The organism is Microbacterium sp. CIAB417 (genome assembly GCF_022788845.1).
Window position 1 is genome coordinate 734,063 of sequence record NZ_JAHZUT010000002.1, and the last position, 19,132, is coordinate 753,194.

13 protein-coding genes and 1 tRNA gene are annotated in these 19,132 nt (G+C 68.1%); 11 read left to right on the plus strand and 3 right to left on the minus strand.

Annotated elements, in window-relative coordinates:
* Positions 1–69 precede the first annotated feature (69 nt).
* Both KYX17_RS10135 and pntB read left to right on the plus strand, forming a co-directional pair.
* Complete coding sequence (locus KYX17_RS10135; protein ID WP_243226864.1) at positions 70–1,608, plus strand: Re/Si-specific NAD(P)(+) transhydrogenase subunit alpha; 1,539 nt, start codon at positions 70–72, stop codon at positions 1,606–1,608.
* Positions 1,605–3,005: a Re/Si-specific NAD(P)(+) transhydrogenase subunit beta gene (gene pntB / locus KYX17_RS10140; protein WP_243226865.1), complete on the plus strand. Its 1,401-nt coding sequence runs from the start codon at positions 1,605–1,607 to the stop codon at positions 3,003–3,005. Before KYX17_RS10135 ends, pntB begins: the two co-directional genes overlap by 4 nt.
* Here the strand turns inward: pntB and KYX17_RS10145 are convergent, their stop codons facing one another.
* Entirely contained in the window at positions 3,006–3,989 is a 984-nt protein-coding gene (locus tag KYX17_RS10145; RefSeq protein WP_243226866.1) for a GTP-binding protein, read from the minus strand.
* Between the two features lie 77 nt (positions 3,990–4,066).
* Between KYX17_RS10145 and ykgO the strand changes: the two genes are divergently transcribed.
* A complete protein-coding gene (gene ykgO, locus KYX17_RS10150) occupies positions 4,067–4,189 on the plus strand; it encodes a type B 50S ribosomal protein L36 (RefSeq protein ID WP_243226867.1) in 123 nt (40 codons plus the stop codon).
* Positions 4,190–4,365: 176 nt separating this feature from the next.
* On the opposite strand, the gene KYX17_RS10155 is transcribed toward ykgO, so the two are convergent.
* Positions 4,366–5,259 (minus strand): ROK family protein, encoded by an 894-nt coding sequence (locus KYX17_RS10155; RefSeq protein WP_243226868.1) that lies wholly within the window; start codon positions 5,257–5,259, stop codon positions 4,366–4,368.
* A gap of 405 nt (positions 5,260–5,664) precedes the next feature.
* On the opposite strand from KYX17_RS10155, the gene KYX17_RS10160 reads away from it, so the two are divergent.
* The 5 genes from KYX17_RS10160 (at position 5,665) to KYX17_RS10180 (ending at position 14,057) form a co-directional block, all read left to right on the plus strand.
* Positions 5,665–6,969 (plus strand): extracellular solute-binding protein, encoded by a 1,305-nt coding sequence (locus KYX17_RS10160; RefSeq protein WP_243226869.1) that lies wholly within the window; start codon positions 5,665–5,667, stop codon positions 6,967–6,969.
* A 59-nt stretch (positions 6,970–7,028) separates the two neighbouring features.
* Complete coding sequence (locus KYX17_RS10165) at positions 7,029–7,964, plus strand: carbohydrate ABC transporter permease (RefSeq protein ID WP_243226870.1); 936 nt, start codon at positions 7,029–7,031, stop codon at positions 7,962–7,964.
* Positions 7,961–8,890, plus strand: coding sequence for a carbohydrate ABC transporter permease (locus KYX17_RS10170; protein ID WP_243226871.1), 930 nt, complete (start codon positions 7,961–7,963; stop codon positions 8,888–8,890). Before KYX17_RS10165 ends, KYX17_RS10170 begins: the two co-directional genes overlap by 4 nt.
* Positions 8,887–10,608 (plus strand): alpha-glucosidase, encoded by a 1,722-nt coding sequence (locus KYX17_RS10175; RefSeq protein WP_243226872.1) that lies wholly within the window; start codon positions 8,887–8,889, stop codon positions 10,606–10,608. The genes KYX17_RS10170 and KYX17_RS10175 overlap by 4 nt, the downstream gene beginning before the upstream one ends.
* Before the next feature lie 71 nt (positions 10,609–10,679).
* Positions 10,680–14,057 carry a glucodextranase DOMON-like domain-containing protein gene (locus KYX17_RS10180; RefSeq protein ID WP_243226873.1) on the plus strand — a complete coding sequence of 1,126 codons (3,378 nt, stop codon included), beginning with the start codon at positions 10,680–10,682 and terminating at the stop codon, positions 14,055–14,057.
* Positions 14,058–14,181: 124 nt separating this feature from the next.
* Here KYX17_RS10180 and KYX17_RS10185 read toward each other — a convergent pair.
* Positions 14,182–14,257, minus strand: a tRNA-Met gene (locus tag KYX17_RS10185).
* A 277-nt stretch (positions 14,258–14,534) separates the two neighbouring features.
* Between KYX17_RS10185 and KYX17_RS10190 the strand changes: the two genes are divergently transcribed.
* From KYX17_RS10190 to ligD, 3 genes are all read left to right on the plus strand, one after another.
* Positions 14,535–16,961, plus strand: a complete 2,427-nt coding sequence (locus KYX17_RS10190; RefSeq protein ID WP_243226874.1) for an ATP-dependent helicase — start codon at positions 14,535–14,537, stop codon at positions 16,959–16,961.
* Between the two features lie 44 nt (positions 16,962–17,005).
* The gene (locus KYX17_RS10195) at positions 17,006–18,034 is read left to right on the plus strand and encodes an SseB family protein (protein ID WP_243226875.1); all 1,029 of its coding nucleotides are present in this window, start codon (positions 17,006–17,008) and stop codon (positions 18,032–18,034) included.
* Between the two features lie 74 nt (positions 18,035–18,108).
* Positions 18,109–19,131, plus strand: a complete 1,023-nt coding sequence (gene ligD / locus KYX17_RS10200; RefSeq protein ID WP_243226876.1) for a non-homologous end-joining DNA ligase — start codon at positions 18,109–18,111, stop codon at positions 19,129–19,131.
* The last annotated feature ends 1 nt before the right edge of the window (position 19,132 follow it).

A 19,132-nucleotide genomic window follows, 5' to 3' on the forward strand; every position in this document is an offset into this window, starting at 1 on the left:
CGGCATGCTCGGATGAGAGCAGCGGCCCGCCGCGTCCCCACCGCCCCGCCCCGCACGAGGAGTCGCCCCATGACCCGCATCGGCATCGTCTCGGAGGGCGACGGTGAGAACCGCGTCGCTGCCACCCCGCAGACCGTCGGCAAGCTGATCGCTCTCGGATACGAGGTCGTCGTCGAAGCGGACGCCGGCTCGCGCGCAGCGTTCCCGGATGCCGCCTACCGCGACGCCGGAGCGGCGATCGTGGATGAGGACGCCGCCTGGGGTGCGGATATCGTGCTCGGCGTCGACGCGCCCCGAGAGGACGAGATCGCGAGGCTGCGCTCGGGCGCGGTGCTCATCAGCCAGCTCGCCCCCGCGCTGAACCTCGACCTGGTCGACCGGTTGGCGGCGCAGGGCGTGACGGCGCTCGCGATGGACGCGATCCCGCGCATCTCGCGGGCCCAGTCGATGGACGTGCTCAGCTCTATGGCCAACATCTCCGGCTACCGGGCGGTGGTCGAGGCGGCGAACGAGTTCGGTCGCTTCTTCACCGGTCAGGTGACCGCCGCGGGCAAGGTGCCGCCGGCCAAAGTGCTCGTCGCCGGCGCGGGTGTCGCGGGCCTCGCGGCCATCGGGACCGCATCCAGCCTCGGCGCCATCGTGCGCGCGACCGACCCGCGCCCCGAGGTCGCCGATCAGGTGCGCTCCATCGGTGGCGAGTACCTTCCCGTGACAGTGAGCAGCGAGACCGTGTCGAGCGACGGCTACGCGCGAGCGACGAGCGAAGAGTACGACCGCGCCGCGGCGGAGCTGTACAGCGCGCAGACGGCCGAGGTGGACATCGTCATCACCACGGCGCTCATCCCCGGGCGCGCCGCGCCGCGGCTCATCACGGCCGCGGATGTGGCCGGGATGCGGCCCGGCAGCGTGATCGTCGACATGGCGGCGGGCCACGGTGGCAACGTCGAGGGCTCGGTCGCCGACGAGCGCGTCGTGACCGAGAACGGCGTCGTGATCCTCGGTTACACCGACCTGGCGGGGCGCCTGCCCGCGCAGTCGTCGCAGCTCTACGGCACGAACGTGCTCAACCTGCTGCGTCTGCTCACGCCCGGCAAGGACGGCGCTCTCGTCCTCGACCTGGACGACGTCGTGCAGCGTTCGGTGACCGTCGCCGCGGGAGGCGATGTGCTCTGGCCGCCGCCGCCTGTCGCCGTCTCCGCAGCACCCTCCGCGCCTCCGGCGCCCGCCGCATCCGTCGCCGAACCTCCGCCGCCGCGGCGCGGGCGCAAGCTCCTGCTGCTCGCGCTCGCAGCCCTCGCCCTGTTCGCGATCGTGACGTTCGCGCCGGCGCCGCTGCCGCAGCACATGACCGTGCTCGCGCTGTCGATCGTCGTCGGCTACTACGTGATCGGCAAGGTGCACCACGCCCTGCACACCCCGCTCATGAGCGTGACCAACGCCATCTCGGGAATCATCGTCGTCGGCGCGCTCACGCAGCTCACGGTGCCCGAGCCGGTCGTGCAGGTCCTCGCGGCTGCCGCCGTGCTGCTGGCCAGCATCAACGTCTTCGGCGGCTTCGCTGTCACCCGTCGCATGCTCGCGATGTTCTCGAAGGGGACGAACCGATGACCGCTGCCGCCGTCGCCGGCGCCGCCTACCTCGTCGCGGCGCTCCTGTTCATCCTCAGCCTGGCGGGGCTGAGCCGGCACGAGACCGCGCGCGCCGGCGCCGCATCCGGCATCGCCGGCATGGCGATCGCCCTGGTGGCGACCGTCGTCGTCACCGTCACGGGTGCGTTCTCGTCCGGCGCCGCAGCCCTCGGGCTTCCCCTGCTGGTGGCAGCGGTCGCGGTGGGAGCGGCGATCGGACTCTGGCGGGCCCGGTCGGTGGAGATGACCGGCATGCCCGAGCTCATCGCGCTGCTGCACAGCTTCGTCGGTCTCGCCGCCGTGCTCGTGGGCTGGAACGGGCACCTGCACGACGGCGGGCTCACGGGAGCACTCCGCGACATCCACCACGGCGAGGTGTTCGTCGGGGTGTTCATCGGCGGGGTGACCTTCACCGGGTCGCTCGTCGCGTACCTCAAGCTCTCGGGCCGGATGCCGTCGAAGCCGCTCATGCTGCCGGGCCGCAACGCGCTCAACCTCGGCGCGCTGCTCGTGTTCGCCGCACTCACCGTCTGGTACGTCATCACTCCGACGCTGGCGCTGCTGATCGCGGTGACCGCCCTCGCCCTGGCACTCGGCTGGCACCTCGTCGCCTCGATCGGCGGCGGCGACATGCCCGTGGTCGTCTCGATGCTCAACAGCTACTCCGGCTGGGCCGCGGCCGCGGCGGGATTCCTCCTCGACAACGATCTGCTGATCATCACCGGTGCGCTCGTGGGATCGTCCGGTGCCTACCTCTCGTTCCTCATGTGCAAGGCGATGAACCGCTCGCTGCTGGCCGTCATCGCGGGCGGGTTCGGTGCGCCGGCCGCATCCGGAGCGTCGGCCGAAGCCGGCGAGCATCGCGAGACGGATGCGGAGGCGGTGGCGGAGATGCTCGCCGATGCCGACAGCGTCGTGATCGTGCCGGGATACGGCATGGCCGTCGCGCAGGCGCAGTACCCGGTCGCCGAGCTCGTCGAGCGACTGCGGGCGAAGCAGATCGAGGTGCGTTTCGGCATCCATCCCGTCGCCGGGCGTCTGCCCGGGCACATGAACGTCCTCCTCGCGGAGGCGAAGGTGCCGTACGACATCGTGCTGGAGATGGACGAGATCAACGACGACCTGGCGCAGACCTCGGTCGTGCTCGTGATCGGCGCCAACGACACCGTGAACCCCTCGGCGGCCGAGGACCCCTCCAGCCCCATCGCGGGGATGCCCGTGATCCGGGCCTGGGAGGCGCGCGAGGTCGTCGTCTTCAAACGCTCGATGGCATCCGGCTACGCGGGCGTCGAGAACCCGCTCTTCTTCCGGGAGAACACGCAGATGCTGTTCGGCGACGCGAAGCAGCGCGTGGAGGACATCCTGCGCGCGCTCTGATCACGCCTGGACCGGCCAGGAGGGGAGCGGGTCGGTGAACCGCTCCCAGGCGTCGGGTCCGGCATCCATCTCCGCATCCGTCAGGGCAGCGCCATCGAGGGCCCGAGCGACCGCCGCCGCGTTCAGATCGAGCCCCGTGATGGCGAGCTCCTGCCCGATGCAGCTGAAGGTGTCGCGGGTGTGGAGCGGGTCGAGCCACATGGCGGAGCCGACCTGCTCCCAGCGTGCGAGCATGCCCGGGCGCGTCGCCAGGCGGCAGAAGCCGACGGAGCGCAGGACGAGTCCCCACCTGCGCGCGTCGATCTCGTGGTCGAGGGCGCGGACGAGCCGCTCGGGGTGGAAGGGGCGGAGCTGCTCGTAACGGAACGTCGTCACGCGGCGATCCGTCATGTGCGGATCGTGTTCCTCGTTCAGCATCCGCACCCACCCCGCGCGCTCGCCGACGGGAGTCGAGGTGTCCGTCGCGAGCGCCGCGCGGGCGTCCTCGTGCGGGTCTCGCGTGAGACGGATGCGGGCGAGAGGGTTCAGATGCGAGGCGAGCGCCATGAGCATCGCGAGCCGCGCCGTCTCGACGCCCTCCCAGTTGACGAAGGCGATGACGTGCGCGCTCTCGATGAACGCCGCCGCCTGCCGTGCGCGGGCGCCGTGATCGCCGCGGTCGTCGCCGGGCAGCGCGTCCGAGCGCAGGGCGGAGCCGTCCCGCAGGTCCTGGACCATGTGCGGGGCGTCGACGACGCACACCATCGCGGGCGGGGTGTCGAATGCGCCGCTGAAGTGCAGCGGATCGAGGTCGGTCGCGCAGTCGAAGAGCGCGAGCTGATCGCCGCCTCCGGCCCAGAATCCCCGCGGACGGTGCGAGGTCGTTTGTCGCGGGCCGCCGTACGCCCACACCAGTCGGCGGTCGAGCACCGCGGCGGCGCGTTCGGCGAAAAGGTGGCGTTCGGGTGCGCACACCCCGGTGATGGCGACAGGGATCGATTCCATGCCGGTCCTCTCCAGTTGCTCGGGCGGAGCACCCAGCATAACCTGTTAGTGAGAACCGTTATCAATAAGGAGTCGCTGTGAAAGTCCGTGCCTCGCTCACGTCCCTGAAGAACCAGCCCGGCGCCCAGGTCGTGCGCCGACGCGGCAAGGTGTTCGTCATCAACAAGCTGAATCCGCGCTTCAAGGGGCGACAAGGCTGACGCGCCGGCGGGTCGCTATGTATCCAGGCTGAGGTAGTTCGCACGCGACGGCGCACACTCACCCGTTGCGGTTCGTCACGCGAGCGCGGGGCGGTTCGCCACCGAGTCCGACTGCTATCGCATCGATCCCACGCACGAGTCGTGGGTTGCGCGAAAGTGCGCGCGGGTAGGGGGCGTCAGATGCCGGAGAACCGTCCCAGAGCAAACGCCTGAATAGCCAGCACTGCTGCGCCTCGGGCCCACTCCACATTGTCGCCGCTTGCCAGATCAATGGGAGGCATGTGGGCGCGGGGGGACCGGTGGTCGCGGATCGAGCGCAGGAGCGAATGCCAGCCGATGTCCGCGAGGCGAACCCCCTCTCCGGCGATGATGATGCGCTCAGGAAGCGTGAGATTGCAGACGGCTGCGATAAGGATGCCGAGGCCCTGCGCGGCATGCTCGACGATCCGCAGTGCGCCGGGATGGCCCTCCGCCGCGCTCTGCACCGCCTCATCGAAGGATGTCTGCGTCCCGAAGACTTCAGTCGCGTAGCGGGCGATCGCATCGGAGTTCAGGAGCGCCGCTGCGCATCCGCGGTGGCCCTGATCGCAGAACGGCCCCGTCGGATCCATCGGCCAATGTCCGACGAGTCCGATGCCATAGTCTTCGTTCACGATCGGCTGGCCGTTGACGACGAGGCCGAACCCCGTGCCGATTCCGAGCGTGATGACGGCGAAACGGTCGTCCTCGCGTGCAGCGCCGAACCAATCCTCGTACTCGCACAGGGCAACGACGTCGTTCTCCACGAGGGTTGGAGCGCCGGTCGCCGACTCGACGAGGTCGGCGAGCGGAACGTCGCGCCATCCCAGAAAACTGGCGCTGATGACGCTCCGGCGCTTGTGCACCGCCCCTCCCACCCCGATGCCGATGCCGGTGATCGCCCGCTCCGCTGATACCGCACGGTGAACCTCTGCGACGCGCGACACCAGTGCTGGGGGATGCGGCTCGAGCAGCGGCGTGATCGAGTGGGCGACGATATCGCCTCGCATGTTGGTGACCGCGGCGACGATCTCGTTCTCGCGGATCTTCATCCCGAGGAAGTGGTGCTTCGAGGCGTCCACGTCGAGCAGTCGCGTGGGGCGGCCGACTCGTCCGTTGTTGTGCTCGCCGACGTCGATGATCACTCCGCGGTCGATGAGTGGCGCACTGAGGCGGCTCAGCGACGCGTGGGACAGTCCCAGGCGACGACCGATCTCGGCGCGGGAGATCGGTCCGCGGCGCAGGACCTCGACGGCGACGGGAAGTGCGGCCCCGGCATCAGGCCCCCACATGGGATCGGGGTCGGTACTCATGCGCCCTCGCAATACGTTCATTCAAAGAGTAAAACCTGCCAGAAATGTATCATTCGGGAGGACTTGACGAGCTAATACGTTCGCGATAAACATATTAGGCGCCCGACGGTGGGTAGCACGCACCAAGGACCATGGGAGGTCAATGTGTTCACGACTCGCAAGGCGAAGGCCGTTGCGGTGATTGCTGCCGCGGTCGGTGCCGCGCTCGCTCTGGGGGGATGCTCGGGAGGCTCAGGCGCGGGGGATACCGGCGATGGCAAGACGTTGAAAGTCTGGTGGTGGGAGAACGACGAGTCCGCCCTCTCTGCCGCGTGGAAAAAGGCGATCGACATCTTCGAAGAGCAGCATCCCGACGTGAAGGTCGATTTCGAGCTCAAGACCTACGAACAGATGCAGCAGTCGGGTCAGCTCCTGCTCGACTCCGGCGACGCGCCCGACGTCCTCGAATACCTCAAGGGCAACGCCACTGCAGGCGTCGTCTCGCAGGCGGGGCTGCTCACCGATCTCACCGACGTCGCGAGGGACCGCAAGTGGGACCTTTCCAGCTCGGTGCAGGACGTCGGGCTCTACGAGGACGGGTTGATGGGCTCGGGCCAGCGCTACGGCGTGACCAACTACGGCGAGTACGTGTCCATGTGGTACAACAAGTCGCTCTTCGACCAGTACAAGCTCACCGTGCCCACGACGCTGAGCGAACTCGAAGACGACATGCAAGTCTTCGTCGACAACGGCATCACGCCGCTCGCTCTCGGATCGGCCGACTACCCCGGGCCGCACCTGCTGTACGCCCTCGCCCTCGCCCACATGAACGAGGACTCCCTGGCCGCCTACCAGCGCTTCGACGGCGACGTCGACTGGGATGCATGGCAGCAGGCGGCTGAAACGGTCGCCGATTGGACGGCGAAGGGCTTCATCAGCAAGAACTCGACCGGCATTCCTGCGCAGGACGCCGGCAACGCCTTCGAAGCGGGCGACTACCCGCTCTTCTACTCGGGCACATGGTGGGGCGGGCCGTTCGCCGACAACATCACCGACTTCGAGTTCGACCAGTTCCTGTTCCCGGGCAACGACCTGCACCCGGGCTCCGGAGGCAACCTGTGGGTCGTGCCTCAGAAGGCGAAGAACAAGGAGCTCGCATACGACTTCATCGAGATCACGATGAGTGACGAGATCCAGAACATGCTCGGCGAGCAGGGACAGGTTCCCGTCGCCGCCGACGCCGATGCCATCACCTCGCCCATCGGCAAGCTGCTCAGCGAGCGGTTCGCCGAACTGCAGAACGCGACCGACGGCGGCCTGGCCTGGTACCCCGACTGGCCGGTGGCGGGACTGAACGACATCCTCGTCCAGAACAACACCGAGCTGGTGCAGGGCTCGAAGACCCCTGAGCAGGTTGTCGAAAGCATCCGCACCGCCTATGACCAGGGCCGCGCCGACGCCGGCCACTGACACACTCCGGGCGCGGCGGCCGCGTGCCGCCGCGCCCTCCCGATCGAAAGCTGTCTGACATGTCCGTCGCCACGGCACCCCGCCGCCGCCGTCGATCCGCACTAGAGCCCGCCGGGGGCTACTGGGGGTACCTCCTCCCCGGTGCGATCGGCTTCGCCGCCGTCGTCCTCATTCCCTTCGGGATGAATCTCTATCTCAGCCTCACGCGCTACCGTGGCGTCGGAACCCCGCAGTTCATCGGATTCGACAACTACGTGCGACTGTTCCAGGACCCGACGTTCTGGGCATCCTTCGGCAACAGCATCGCCTTCATCTTCGCCATGGCGATCGTGCCCACCGCCTTCGGGGTTCTCGTGGCGGCGGTGCTCTTCGACTACATCGCGCCGCGGTTCGGCGCGCGATCCTCGAGCGTCCTGCGTGCACTCTTCTACCTGCCGCAGATCCTCCCCATCGCCGTCGCCGGCGTGCTCTGGAAATGGATGTACCAGCCTGAGTACGGGATCATCAACAGCATGCTGGAGGCCGTCGGCCTCGGCCACCTCGCGCAGAACTGGCTTGGCGACCCGAACATCGCCATCTACTCCGTGATGAATGTGCTGATCTGGCTGCAGATCGGCTACACCGTCGTCATCTTCATGGCTGGCCTCTCCCGCGTGGACCCGTCGCTCTACGAAGCCGCCGAACTCGACGGGGCAGGGTGGTTCACACGCTTCCGTGTGATCACCGTGAACCAGCTGCGGCCCGAGATCGCCGTCGTCATCATCACCACGAGCGTCGCGGCGCTCAAGGTGTTCGCCCCGATCTTCGTCCTTACCAAGGGCGGGCCCGGCACGAGCACGATCGTTCCGGCGTACTTCTCCTTCTATAACTTCTTCACCACCACCCAGGTCGGCTACGGCGCCGCAGTCGCGACCGTCCTGGCGCTCGTGGTGACCATCGTCGCCGTCGGAATGCTGATGTTCCAGACGCGCAGCACGGAAGGGTTCGAGAAATGACCGCCCTGGCTCCCGACAACATCGACGCCGACGAGGCCTTCGAATCGGCCGCAGCACCGCGACGTCGCCGCCGACGCGCGAAGGTCGACACCACCCGGCGCCGCCGACGCGGCGTCAGCGGATGGATCGTCTTCGCGCTTCTCGCTGTGATCGCCCTGCTGATGCTGTTCCCGTTCTGGCTCGCCCTGATCAACGCGTTCAAACCGGCGCCGGAGTACATCGCCGAAGGGCCGATGAGCATTCCTACGACGCTCGACTTCTCGGCGATCATCTCCTTCTGGACGGGCATCGACTTCACCCAGAAGCTGCTCAACAGCGTCCTCATCAGCGGCAGCGTCGCGATCATCGCAGCCCTCATCAGCCTGCTGAGCGCCTATGCCATCGGGATCGGCCGGATCCGGGGTCGTGTGTGGGTGCTCGCCGTCTTCATGCTCGCCTTCACGATCCCCCAGGAGGCGCTGGTCTATCCGCTGTTCATTCTTTCGCGCGACACGGGTCTCTATGACACCAAGCTCGGCATCATCATCATCCTCTCCGTGCTGCAGAGTGCCTTCGGCACCTACATGCTCTCCTCAGTGCTCGGCTCCTTCCCTCCGGAGGTACTCGAGGCCGCGCGCATCGACGGCGCGTCGCGGCGCCAGGTCCTCTGGCACATCGTCCTGCCGCTGACGAGACCGACCCTCGCAGTGCTCGTGACCTTCTTCTTCATCTGGACGTGGAACGACTTCTTCCTGCCGCTCGTGCTTCTGCCCAGCTCCGCGAATCAGACGGTATCGGTCGCCCTTGGTGCTCTCAGCGGCCAATACACCAGCGACCCGACGGCGCTGGCCGCGGCATCCCTCGCCGGCATCTTGCCCGCGCTGATCTTCTTCCTCATCTTCCAGCGCACCCTCATGCGCGGTGTCAACATCGGAGCCATCAAGTGAGTCTCAGCTCGGCACTCTCGTCCGTCCCCGCTATCGGAACCGAATGGTGGCGCTCCGCCGTCGTCTATCAGGTCTATCCCCGCAGCTTCGCCGACTCCAACGGCGACGGCGTTGGCGACATCCGCGGCCTCATCGGAAAGCTGGAGCACCTGGAGCGACTCGGTGTCGACGTCGTCTGGCTCTCGCCGGTCTACGCCTCCCCCCAGGCAGATGCGGGATACGACATCAGCGACTACCGCAGCATCGACCCGCTGTTCGGGTCGCTCGCCGACCTCGATGCACTGATCGCCGACCTCCATGCTCGCGGAATGAAGCTCATCATGGACCTCGTCGTCAACCACACCTCCGACGAGCACCCCTGGTTCGTCGAGTCACGCTCGTCGCGCGACAACCCCAAGCGCGACTGGTACTGGTGGCGCGACGCGCGCGAGGGCCGCCGCCCGGGTGAGTCGGGTGCGGAGCCCACCAACTGGGAGTCGTTCTTCTCGGGGCCGACGTGGACGTGGGACGACGCCTCGCAGCAGTATTACCTGCACCTGTTCGACCCGAAGCAGCCCGACCTCAATTGGGAGAACCCCGAGGTGCGCGCCGCCGTCCACGACATGATGCGCTGGTGGCTCGACCGCGGCGTCGACGGGTTCCGGATGGACGTCATCAATCTGATCTCCAAAGACACCTCGCTGCCCGACGCTCAGGCCGGCGAGCGCACCGGCCGCGGCGACGGCTTTGCGCACTACGCCCACGGGCCGCGGCTGCACGAGTACCTGCAAGAGATGCGGCGCGAGGTGTTCGACGGTCGAGATGCGCTCCTTACCGTCGGCGAGATGCCGGGAGTGACCACGGAGGAGGCGTTGCTGACCACCGATCCCGCACGACGCGAGCTGAACATGGTCTTCCAGTTCGAGCACGTCGGGCTCGACCATGGATCCTCGAAGTTCGACCCGCGCCCCCTGGCCCCGGGGGCGCTCGCCGCCTCGCTGACGAAGTGGCAGGACGCCCTGGGTGACACGGGGTGGAACAGCTTGTACCTCTCGAACCACGACCAGCCCCGCACGGTGTCGCGCTTCGGCAACGACCGGGAGCACTGGCGCGCGTCGGCGACCGCGCTTGCCACAATGCTGCACTTGCAGCGCGGCACGCCCTACATCTATCAGGGCGAAGAGATCGGCATGACCAACGGGTCGTTCCCCACCCTCGCCGATTTCCGGGATGTCGAGAGCCTGAACTTTTACGCGCAGGCTGGCGAGCTGGGTCTGGTCGCCGACGAGGTGCTCGACGGTATGCGCAGAAACGGTCGTGACAACGCGCGCACCCCCGTGCAGTGGGACGGCTCTGCCTCAGCCGGCTTCACCACCGGCACCCCGTGGATCGGGGTCAACCCGAATCACGCGTGGCTGAACGCGGAGGCGCAATACGACGACCCCGATTCGGTCTTCAACTACTACCGTCGGCTGATCGCCCTGCGCCACGAGCGGAAGGTCGTCGCGAGGGGCGACTTCGTGCGCGTGGATGCCGGAGACCCCGCGATCTTCGCCTTCGAGCGCACGCTCGGCGACGACGGGCTTCTGGTCGTGGTCAACCTCTCCGATGTGCCGCGTGCGTTCACCACCCCCGCGCGCTGGTCGAACGCAGCCGTCGTACTCGCCAACCTGCCAGAGGTCGAGCTGGCGACGTTGCGGCCCTGGGAGGCGCGCGTGCTCTCCACGAGCACTGACTAGGCCGACATCGCTCAGGGTGCTAGGCGCCCGCGCACCATCACGACAACGCTGTTATGAAGGAAACCAAACGCATGCGCCGCACGTCACACGCTCGATGGGGGATGCTCGGCATCGCCGCGCTCCTGGGCTCGCTGCTCACCCTCCCCGCCCCCGCGGCATCCGCTGCACCCGCTGTCCCGGCGCCGACCGTCGTGGCGCCTGCCGCCACCACGAACCTTACGACCTGGGGACACGACGACACGATCGCGACCACCGGGCCGGTCGCGGACGGCCAGGTCAGAAGGTCGAGCTTTTACGAGGCATCCGTCGCCACCGCGGCCGATCCGGGCACGGCGTACAGCTCGTTCGTCTACATGAGCGTGCCGCGTTCGGGCGCTGGGAAGATCGGCTACGACGAGCAGGACGGCGCGGAGTTCTCTGCCGATGCCGACCTGACGATGAGTTGGTCGAGCTTCGAGTACTCGACCGACGTCTGGGTCGATGTGAGCCTGACCACGGGCGAGACGATCAGCTCGATCGACGAGGTGACGATCCGTCCGACCGACCTGAAGCTCGAGAAGGTACTCGTCGACAGCTCCACTGTCCGCGTCAGGGTGCCCTTCAGCGCAGACGGCCTGCGATTCTCCGTCGAGTTCGACCCTCAGCTGTTCACGGCGTACAACGACCTGAGCGGCGCGAGTGGGGCGCTCACCACCGATTCGACGGGCAACCGGGCCGTGCACACCGAGCCGCAGAACTCGTTGATGGTTTTCGCCAACCCGACCCGCACCGGTGCCGACGCCGAGCGACTGATCCCCACCGAGGCATCCGGCACGATCTATCGACCCGCGCAAGGGCTGGTGAACGATCTCGACGACGTCACCGCCGACATCGTCTACTTCGAACCCGGCACCTACTACATGGGCTCGGACTACCACGCTCAGTTGCCGGCCAACGTCCGATGGGTCTACCTGGCACCAGGTGCCTACGTGAAGGGCGCCTTCCGGTTCGTCCACGACACGCAGACCGATTACCGGGTGACGGGACTCGGCGTGCTCTCGGGTGAACAGTACGTCTACGAGCCCGACACGCGCATCGGGTACCAGCACAGCACCTTCGACAACTGCCACGCCGAGTGCGTGAAGATGCTGCAGTTCGAGTCCTCGAACACCGGCCAGAGCCTCGACCTCGAGGGGGTCACGATCGCGTCGCCCCCCTACCACTCGTTCGTCGTGTACGCCCACGAGGGCAGCGGAGACGACCGCGTCGAGGTCGGCGTGGAGGACTTCCGCATGACGGTGCAGAACTACAAGCAGGTCGGCAGCTGGTACTGGCAGACCGACGGCATCGAACTCTATGACGGCGGACGGATGAGCAACACGTTCTTCCATGCCAACGACGACGTGCTGAAGATGTATCACAGCGACGTCCACATCGAGAACACCGTCATCTGGAAGAACGAGAACGGACCCGTCATCCAGTGGGGCTGGGTGCCGCGCGATATTGACGACGTCTCGGTGACGAATACGGACATCATCCACAACCGGATGTACTGGAAGGACGCGAAGTACAACACGTGTGTGTTCAACTCCTCCAGTCACTGGGAGGACATGGGGGCCACCGATCGCGCCGACGTCGCGACGACGGTGAAGAACATGACATTCACGGACACACGCGTCGAGGGCATGCTGAACTGCGGCATCCGCATCTTCGCGCTCTCGAACACCGAGAACATCACGATCGACGGCTTCCAGGTCGACGCGTGGAACGATCTCGACGCGAGCTCGCAGGCGAGCCTGCTCAAGCGGTACACCGACACGTCCGGCACCAAGGTCACGATCGGAAACGAAACCAACGATCGCGACGGTCTGCTGCTGCACGACTACTCCGTCGGCGGGGTGCCGATTCTGAAGGCCGGTGACAATTGGGCCAGCGACGAGTTGGGCCGCTTGAACTTCGACGCCGACACGTGGGACAGCTGGGACGCCACGAGCGATGACGCCCCGACCGGGGTGGCACCGGCGCTGACGATCGACGGTCTCGTCGACGGTTCGGTCGTCCCGAGTCGGGAGATCGTCGTGCGCGGAACGACGGATGCTCCGACGGTGAACGTCACGGTCAACGGCGTCGCCACGGCAGCGGCCGTCGACGACGGTTCATTCTCGGCGCGCGTCGTCCTGACGGACATCACCAACCGCGTTGTCGTGGTGGCGACCGGGCAGAACGGCGTGCAGACGGTCGAGCGCCGCACTCTCACGGCGCTCGGCACCCTGCTCGGCTCGGTCGAGGATCCGGTCGGCGACGACAACGGGCCGGGCACATACACTTATCCGACCGACGGCGCCTTCAACCCCGGCAGCTTCGACCTGACGGGCCTGGATGTGTATCGGGACGGCGACCTCGTGCGATTCGTGGTGGCGACGCACGGCGAGATCCACAACCCCTGGGGCGGCTCGCGCATGAGCACCCAGCGTGTCAACATCTACCTGCGTGACGGCTCGTCGACCTCGGTGACGCCCATGCTGCCCGGTACCAACACCTTCACAGAGGGCGCCTGGACGCACGCGATCGTTGCGGACGGCCGGTACGCGGATGCTGCGTTCGGCGGCGGTGTCTACGACGCCGACCACCGGCGCGTCGGCGCCGTCAGCCTCGACGTCGACCCGAGTGGGTCGATTATCGCCACCGTACCGGCTGCAGTCTTCGCGGGGAGCGACCTGGCCGCGACCGGGTACCAGGTTGCGATGTTCAGCGACGCAGAGGACGGTGAGGGCGTGGGCAACGTGCGCCCCGTCTACAGCGCGGAGTGCGCGCAGGGTGTCGACTGCCCCGACTTCGTCGGCCCGTACCGCGGCGGCGGCGGAGCAGGAAGCTTCACCGACCAGAACCCCTCGCGAGACACCGACACGTCCGACTCGAACGCATTCGACCTCTTCACCGGTGAGACGTCGCAGGCCGAGGTCATGGACTGGACGCGCGGTCCGGTGATCGCGCCCTACCTCGTGCTCCAACGTGCCGCCGACCCGGGTACCGACCCGGGCACGGACCCCGGGACCGATCCGGGAACGGTCCCGACGATCGCTCTCGAGGGCGGAACCGTTGCAGCCGGCGGCAAGGTCACGATGACCGGCGCGGGCTTCGCACCGACCGAGTCGCTGCAGGTGACGCTGCACTCCGACCCCGTGGACCTCGCCGTCGCCGCATCGGACGCCTCGGGCGCATTCTCGATCGTCGTCACGGTCCCTCGCGACACGCCACCGGGGGCGCACCGCGTCGAGGTGAGGGGAGCGGCGTCGGGCTCGGCATGGGCGAACCTCACCGTGACGGCGGCCGCCGCACCGACCGGAACGCTCGCCGTCACCGGCACCGACGTGCCGATCCTGCTACTGACGGCGCTCGCGCTGCTGACCCTCGTGGGTGGAGCCGCACTGCGCTACACCCGCTCCCGTCTGGAACGCCGTCGGCCGTAGATCGACCGCACCGTACGCAGCGATGTGCTGAGGGTCTGTCCAATTGGCGTCCAGGCGGTCATCGCCGAGCGGGGCGAAGTGGCCGCGATTCCTTGAAAACTCGGGGATCGCGGCCCCTTGGGAGTGGACGCGACGGCGGGAGTCGAACCCGCAACGCTTCCGGGTATGAACCGGAGCCCGGGACCACCCGGATCGCCGCGATGCCTCGACGTTAACCCGGGATTCCGACCCTCGGCAGTGCATGTCGCAAGATGACCCCGTGCGTCACCGCGTCACAAGGTCGGGTGCAGCATGGCCCTCCGCACCGCCACCCTGCGACGCCTGCACGATCGGTGGGGCTGGTGTGGTCGCATGGGGCGGATGTGGTGACCCCCTCACCGTCGGCCGTGCAGATGTCCCGGCATCAGCGCCAGAAGGGGGCGGGCGCGACCGCCGACCCGGGCGGGTGTCGGCGGTCGCGCCTAGACTTGACGGGACATGACCGACGCCTCCACGCCCCTCATCATCGGCGGTGACGGCGCTCGCCCCGCCGGCGATTCCGCACGTCCCGACGCCGACCTCCTCGTCGGCCTCAACGGCCCGCAGCGCGAGGCCGTCATCTACCGTGGGCCGGCGCTGCTCATCGTCGCCGGCGCCGGCTCCGGCAAGACCCGCGTGCTCACCCACCGCATCGCCTCGCTGCTGCGCTCGCGCGAGGCATGGCCGAGCCAGATCCTGGCCATCACCTTCACGAACAAGGCGGCGGGGGAGATGCGCGAGCGCGTCGAGCAGCTCGTGGGCGACAGTGCACGCGGCATGTGGATCTCGACCTTCCACTCCGCCTGCGTCCGCATCCTCCGCCGAGAGGCGCAGCAATTCGGGTTCACGAGCTCGTTCACCATCTACGACTCGGGCGACTCGCGCGCGCTCATCAAGCGACTCGTGAAGGAGCACGAGGCCGACGCGTTCGGTCTCACGCCCGCCGCCGTCCAGAGCCGCATCTCCAAGCTCAAGAACGAGCTGCAGGATGCGGAGGGCTACGCGCGCCAGGCCAACATGAGCGACCCCGCCGAGCGGGTTTTCGTCGAGGTCTTCGGCGACTACCAGCGGGCGCTGCGTCGCGCGAACGCCTTCGACTTCGACGACCTGATCGCCCAGACGGTCTTCCTCTTCCGCGCCTTCCCGCAGGTGGCCGACACCTACCGTCGCCGATTCCGCCACATCCTCGTCGACGAGTACCAGGACACCAACCACGCCCAGTACTCCCTCATCCGCGAACTCACCCGCCCGGTGTCGGGCGAGGGGGAGTCGTATTCCGCGGGCGGCATGATGATCTTCGAGCCCGATACGGCGCCCGAGGTGGAGGCCGCATCCCTCACCGTCGTCGGCGACTCCGATCAGTCGATCTACGCCTTCCGCGGCGCCGACATCCGGAACATTAGCGAGTTCGAGCGCGACTTCCCCGGTGCGAAGGTCGTGCTGCTCGAGCAGAACTACCGCTCGACCCAGAACATCCTCTCCGCCGCCAACGCGGTCATCCGCAATAACTTCGACCGGCAAGACAAGAAGCTCTGGACCGATGTGGGCGCGGGCGAGCTCATCGTCGGCTTCACCGGCTACTCGCAGCACGACGAGGCCCAGTTCGTCGCCGACGAGATCGAGAAGATCCACCGGGCCGGCACGGCGTACTCCGACATCGCCGTCTTCTACCGCACCAACTCGCAGTCCCGCGCGCTGGAAGAGATCTTCATCCGCTCGGCCCTGCCCTACAAGATCATGGGCGGCACGAAGTTCTACGAGCGCGCCGAGATCAAGGATGCGCTCGCCTACCTCATCGCCGTGGCCAATCCCGCCGACGAGATGGCGGTGCGCCGCATCCTGAACAAGCCGCGGCGCGGCATCGGCGACGTCACCGAGACGGCCATCGCCCGTTTCGCGGAAGACAACCAGATCACCTTCCGCGAGGCGCTCGCCTCGCCGGAGGCGCTGGGCGTCGGGCCCAAGATCCAGGCGGCGATCACGCAGCTCGACCGGGTGCTCACCGAAGCGACGGCGCTGCTGCTGCCCGAAGGTCAGGATGCGCCGCCCACCGCCGTCGCCGAGGCGCTGTCGCTGCTGCTGAGCAAGAGCGGCTACTCCGACGCGCTGCGTGCCAGCCGTGACCCGCAGGACGAGGCCCGCCTGGAGAACCTCGACGAGTTCGTCGCCGTGGCGCGCGAGTTCGCCCGCAACAACCCGCAGGGCACCATCAGCGACTTCCTCACCGAGGTCGCACTCGTCGCCGACGCGGACGACCTCGATGACGCATCGGGCTCCGTTTCGCTCATGACCCTGCACACCGCGAAGGGCCTCGAGTTCGACGCCGTCTTCCTCACGGGCGTCGAAGAAGACCTCATTCCGCACCGCATCTCGGCCAACGAGCCCGGCGGCCCCGCCGAGGAGCGCCGCCTCTTCTACGTGGGCGTCACCCGGGCGCGCAAGCTCCTGCACCTCACCCTCGCGATGACCCGCGCCCAGTTCGGCGAGGTCACGGTGGCGATGCCGAGCCGCTTCCTGCAGGAGATTCCCGCGGAGCTCATCGACTGGCGCCAGTCGCCCGGCGACGTCAACTCGCGCGGCGGCTCGCAGTCGCGCGCCCTCAACGCCCGCCGGCCCGGCGGGTGGGGCTCGCGTCGTGACGACAACCCGCCGCTGCTGCCCAAGTCGACCTCGCTCGAGCGCTTCGCGAACAAGATCCCCGCGAAGGTGCGCGACAACAGCGAGCTCGAACTCGCCGCGGGCGACCGCATCCGGCACGAGGACTTCGGTGAGGGGCGCATCGATGCGGTCACCGGCGAAGGTGCCAAGCGCATCGCGCATGTGCGCTTCGACAGCGCCGGAGCCAAGAAGCTGCTGATCAAGATCGCGCCGATCGAGAAGATCTGAGTCGCGCCCCGGCGCGCCCCGCGTCGCGCGGTTAGGCTGGCCCGATGGCACTCTTCTCGCGCCGACCCAAGCCCTCCGAAGAACCCGAACGGGATGCGGCCGCGTCCGCTGCCGCCGAGGCGACGCCGGAGGCACCGACCGAGAACGTCCCCCACGTGCCGATCTCGGTCAGCACCTTCGGTGAGAACCGCACGCCGGACGCCGCCCCGGCCCTGCCGGATGGCGTCTCGGCCATGGCTGCCGCCAGGCCGCCGCACCTCGCCTCTCCCGCCGCAGAGGCGTCGAAAGACCTGGAGACCGTGCCGGGGCTGCGCGACAACGTCCTGTTGCGCGACGCCCTCGCGGCGCTCCCCGAGAAGGCGCAGCCGGTCGAACTCATGAACGTCGCGCGCCAGCTGCTGCAGGGCCACGTCTACATCCGCGTGCAGGGCGACGCCCGCGAACTCCTCGCCAAGGGCGACAATCTGCCGACCTCGGTCATCACGTACCAGGAGCAGAAGTACATGCTCGTGTACTCCAGCGGCAGGGCGCTGCAGGATGCGGTGCGTGCCGACGGCGACGCGTCCACCTCCGCGCTGGCACAGCCCGTGATCAGCCTCCTGCGTCAGATCGTCGCGGGCGACTTCGGCGGCATCGCCGTCGACCACGCCTCGCGCCCCGGCTCCGCCATCCTGCCGAAGCCTCTGATCGAGAAGGCCCTCGCCGACCTCGACCCGCACCTGGCGGTGAAGACGCTGCTCGCCGCCGACCGCACCGACGAGACGGCCGGCGACATCGCCGACGCGCTGACCTACGCGCCCGTCTGGGTCGCCGCCCGCCGGGGCGAAGGCGACCGCATCGGCATCGCCGAGCTCCGCACGACCGAGGGCGAGCGCATCCTCGAGCTCTTCTCCCACCCGCTGGAGCTCGTCGCTCTGGGCCGCGGAGACCAGCCCGCGAAGGTCACTCCCGAACAGCTCGCCCGGGCGCTGCGCTCGGACGACGGCATCTCCGGCGTCATCGTGAATCCCGCAGGACCCTGGATCCGCCTCAGCCGCGCGCAGCTCGCGCCGGTGCTCGCCCTCGGCGCCTGACGCCCGCCTCGAGGGACGAGGTTCCCGCGCGCAAGGGGATGCGGGGCGCGAGCTGTCGCCCCTAGGGTCGGGTCATGGCGAGCGAACGCACCACCGTGATCGTCCCGGGGCCCGACGGCGATCGGGAGATATCCGTCTCGAGCCCGTCGCGCGAAGTGTGGCCGGCGGCGGGCATCACGAAGCGCGAGCTCGTCGACTACATCCTGGCCGTCGCTGAGCCGTTCCTGCGTGCGAACGGCAACCGGCCGGTGTCTCTCGAGCGGTTCCGTGACGGCATCGACGGCGAGTCGTTCTTCTCGAAGAACCCGCCCAAGGGCACCCCGGACTACGTGGATGCGGTGACTGTCACCTACAACAGCGGGCGCAGTCATCCGCAGGTCGTGCTCACCGAGCCCGCGGCGCTGGTCTGGGCCGTGCAGATGAACACGGTCGTCTTCCATCCGTGGGCCTCGCTCGCCGCCGACCCCGATCGCCCCGTCGAGCTGCGTATCGACCTCGACCCCCAACCGGGCACGGATTTCTCGGATGCGGCCGCCGTCGCGCCGCTCATGCGCGACGTGCTCGCGGAGGCGGGCCTCGACTCCTGGATCAAGACGAGCGGCAACCGCGGCATCCACCTCTTCTGCCCGATCGAGCCGACGCATGAGTTCCTCGACGTGCGCCATGCGGCGATCGCCGCGGGCCGGGAGCTCGCCCGGCGCGAGCCGGAGCGGGTGACGATGAACTGGTGGAAGGAGGAGCGCGGACAACGCATCTTCGTGGACTTCAACCAAACCAACCGTGATCGTACGATGGCGGGCGCCTACAGCCCGCGGGCACTGCCCGATGCCACGGTGGCCACCCCCATCACGTGGGAGGAACTGCCCACCGTCGATCCCCACGCCTTCACGGTGCGCACCGTGCCACGCCGCCTCGCGGAGATCGGCGACCCGTGGGAGCACATCGCCCGTCACCCCGGACGCATCGACACCCTGCTCGAGTGGTGGCAGCGCGACCTCGACGAGGGCCTCGGGGAGCTGCCCTTCCCGCCCGAGTTCCCGAAGATGCCGGGAGAACCGCCGCGCGTGCAGCCCAGCCGTGCGCGTTCGGAAGAGTGAT

What these genes read in the sequence shown, in the direction of transcription:
- KYX17_RS10195 (WP_243226875.1), top strand. Translation starts at nt 17,006, where the DNA reads ATGGCACTCTTCTCGCGCCGACCCAAGCCCTCCGAAGAACCCGAACGG.
- KYX17_RS10165 (WP_243226870.1), top strand. Translation starts at nt 7,029, where the DNA reads ATGTCCGTCGCCACGGCACCCCGCCGCCGCCGTCGATCCGCACTAGAG.
- KYX17_RS10170 (WP_243226871.1), top strand. Translation starts at nt 7,961, where the DNA reads ATGACCGCCCTGGCTCCCGACAACATCGACGCCGACGAGGCCTTCGAA.
- KYX17_RS10135 (WP_243226864.1), top strand. Translation starts at nt 70, where the DNA reads ATGACCCGCATCGGCATCGTCTCGGAGGGCGACGGTGAGAACCGCGTC.
- pntB (WP_243226865.1), top strand. Translation starts at nt 1,605, where the DNA reads ATGACCGCTGCCGCCGTCGCCGGCGCCGCCTACCTCGTCGCGGCGCTC.
- KYX17_RS10145 (WP_243226866.1), bottom strand. Translation starts at nt 3,989, where the DNA reads ATGGAATCGATCCCTGTCGCCATCACCGGGGTGTGCGCACCCGAACGC.
- KYX17_RS10155 (WP_243226868.1), bottom strand. Translation starts at nt 5,259, where the DNA reads ATGAAGATCCGCGAGAACGAGATCGTCGCCGCGGTCACCAACATGCGA.
- KYX17_RS10190 (WP_243226874.1), top strand. Translation starts at nt 14,535, where the DNA reads ATGACCGACGCCTCCACGCCCCTCATCATCGGCGGTGACGGCGCTCGC.
- ligD (WP_243226876.1), top strand. Translation starts at nt 18,109, where the DNA reads ATGGCGAGCGAACGCACCACCGTGATCGTCCCGGGGCCCGACGGCGAT.
- KYX17_RS10180 (WP_243226873.1), top strand. Translation starts at nt 10,680, where the DNA reads ATGCGCCGCACGTCACACGCTCGATGGGGGATGCTCGGCATCGCCGCG.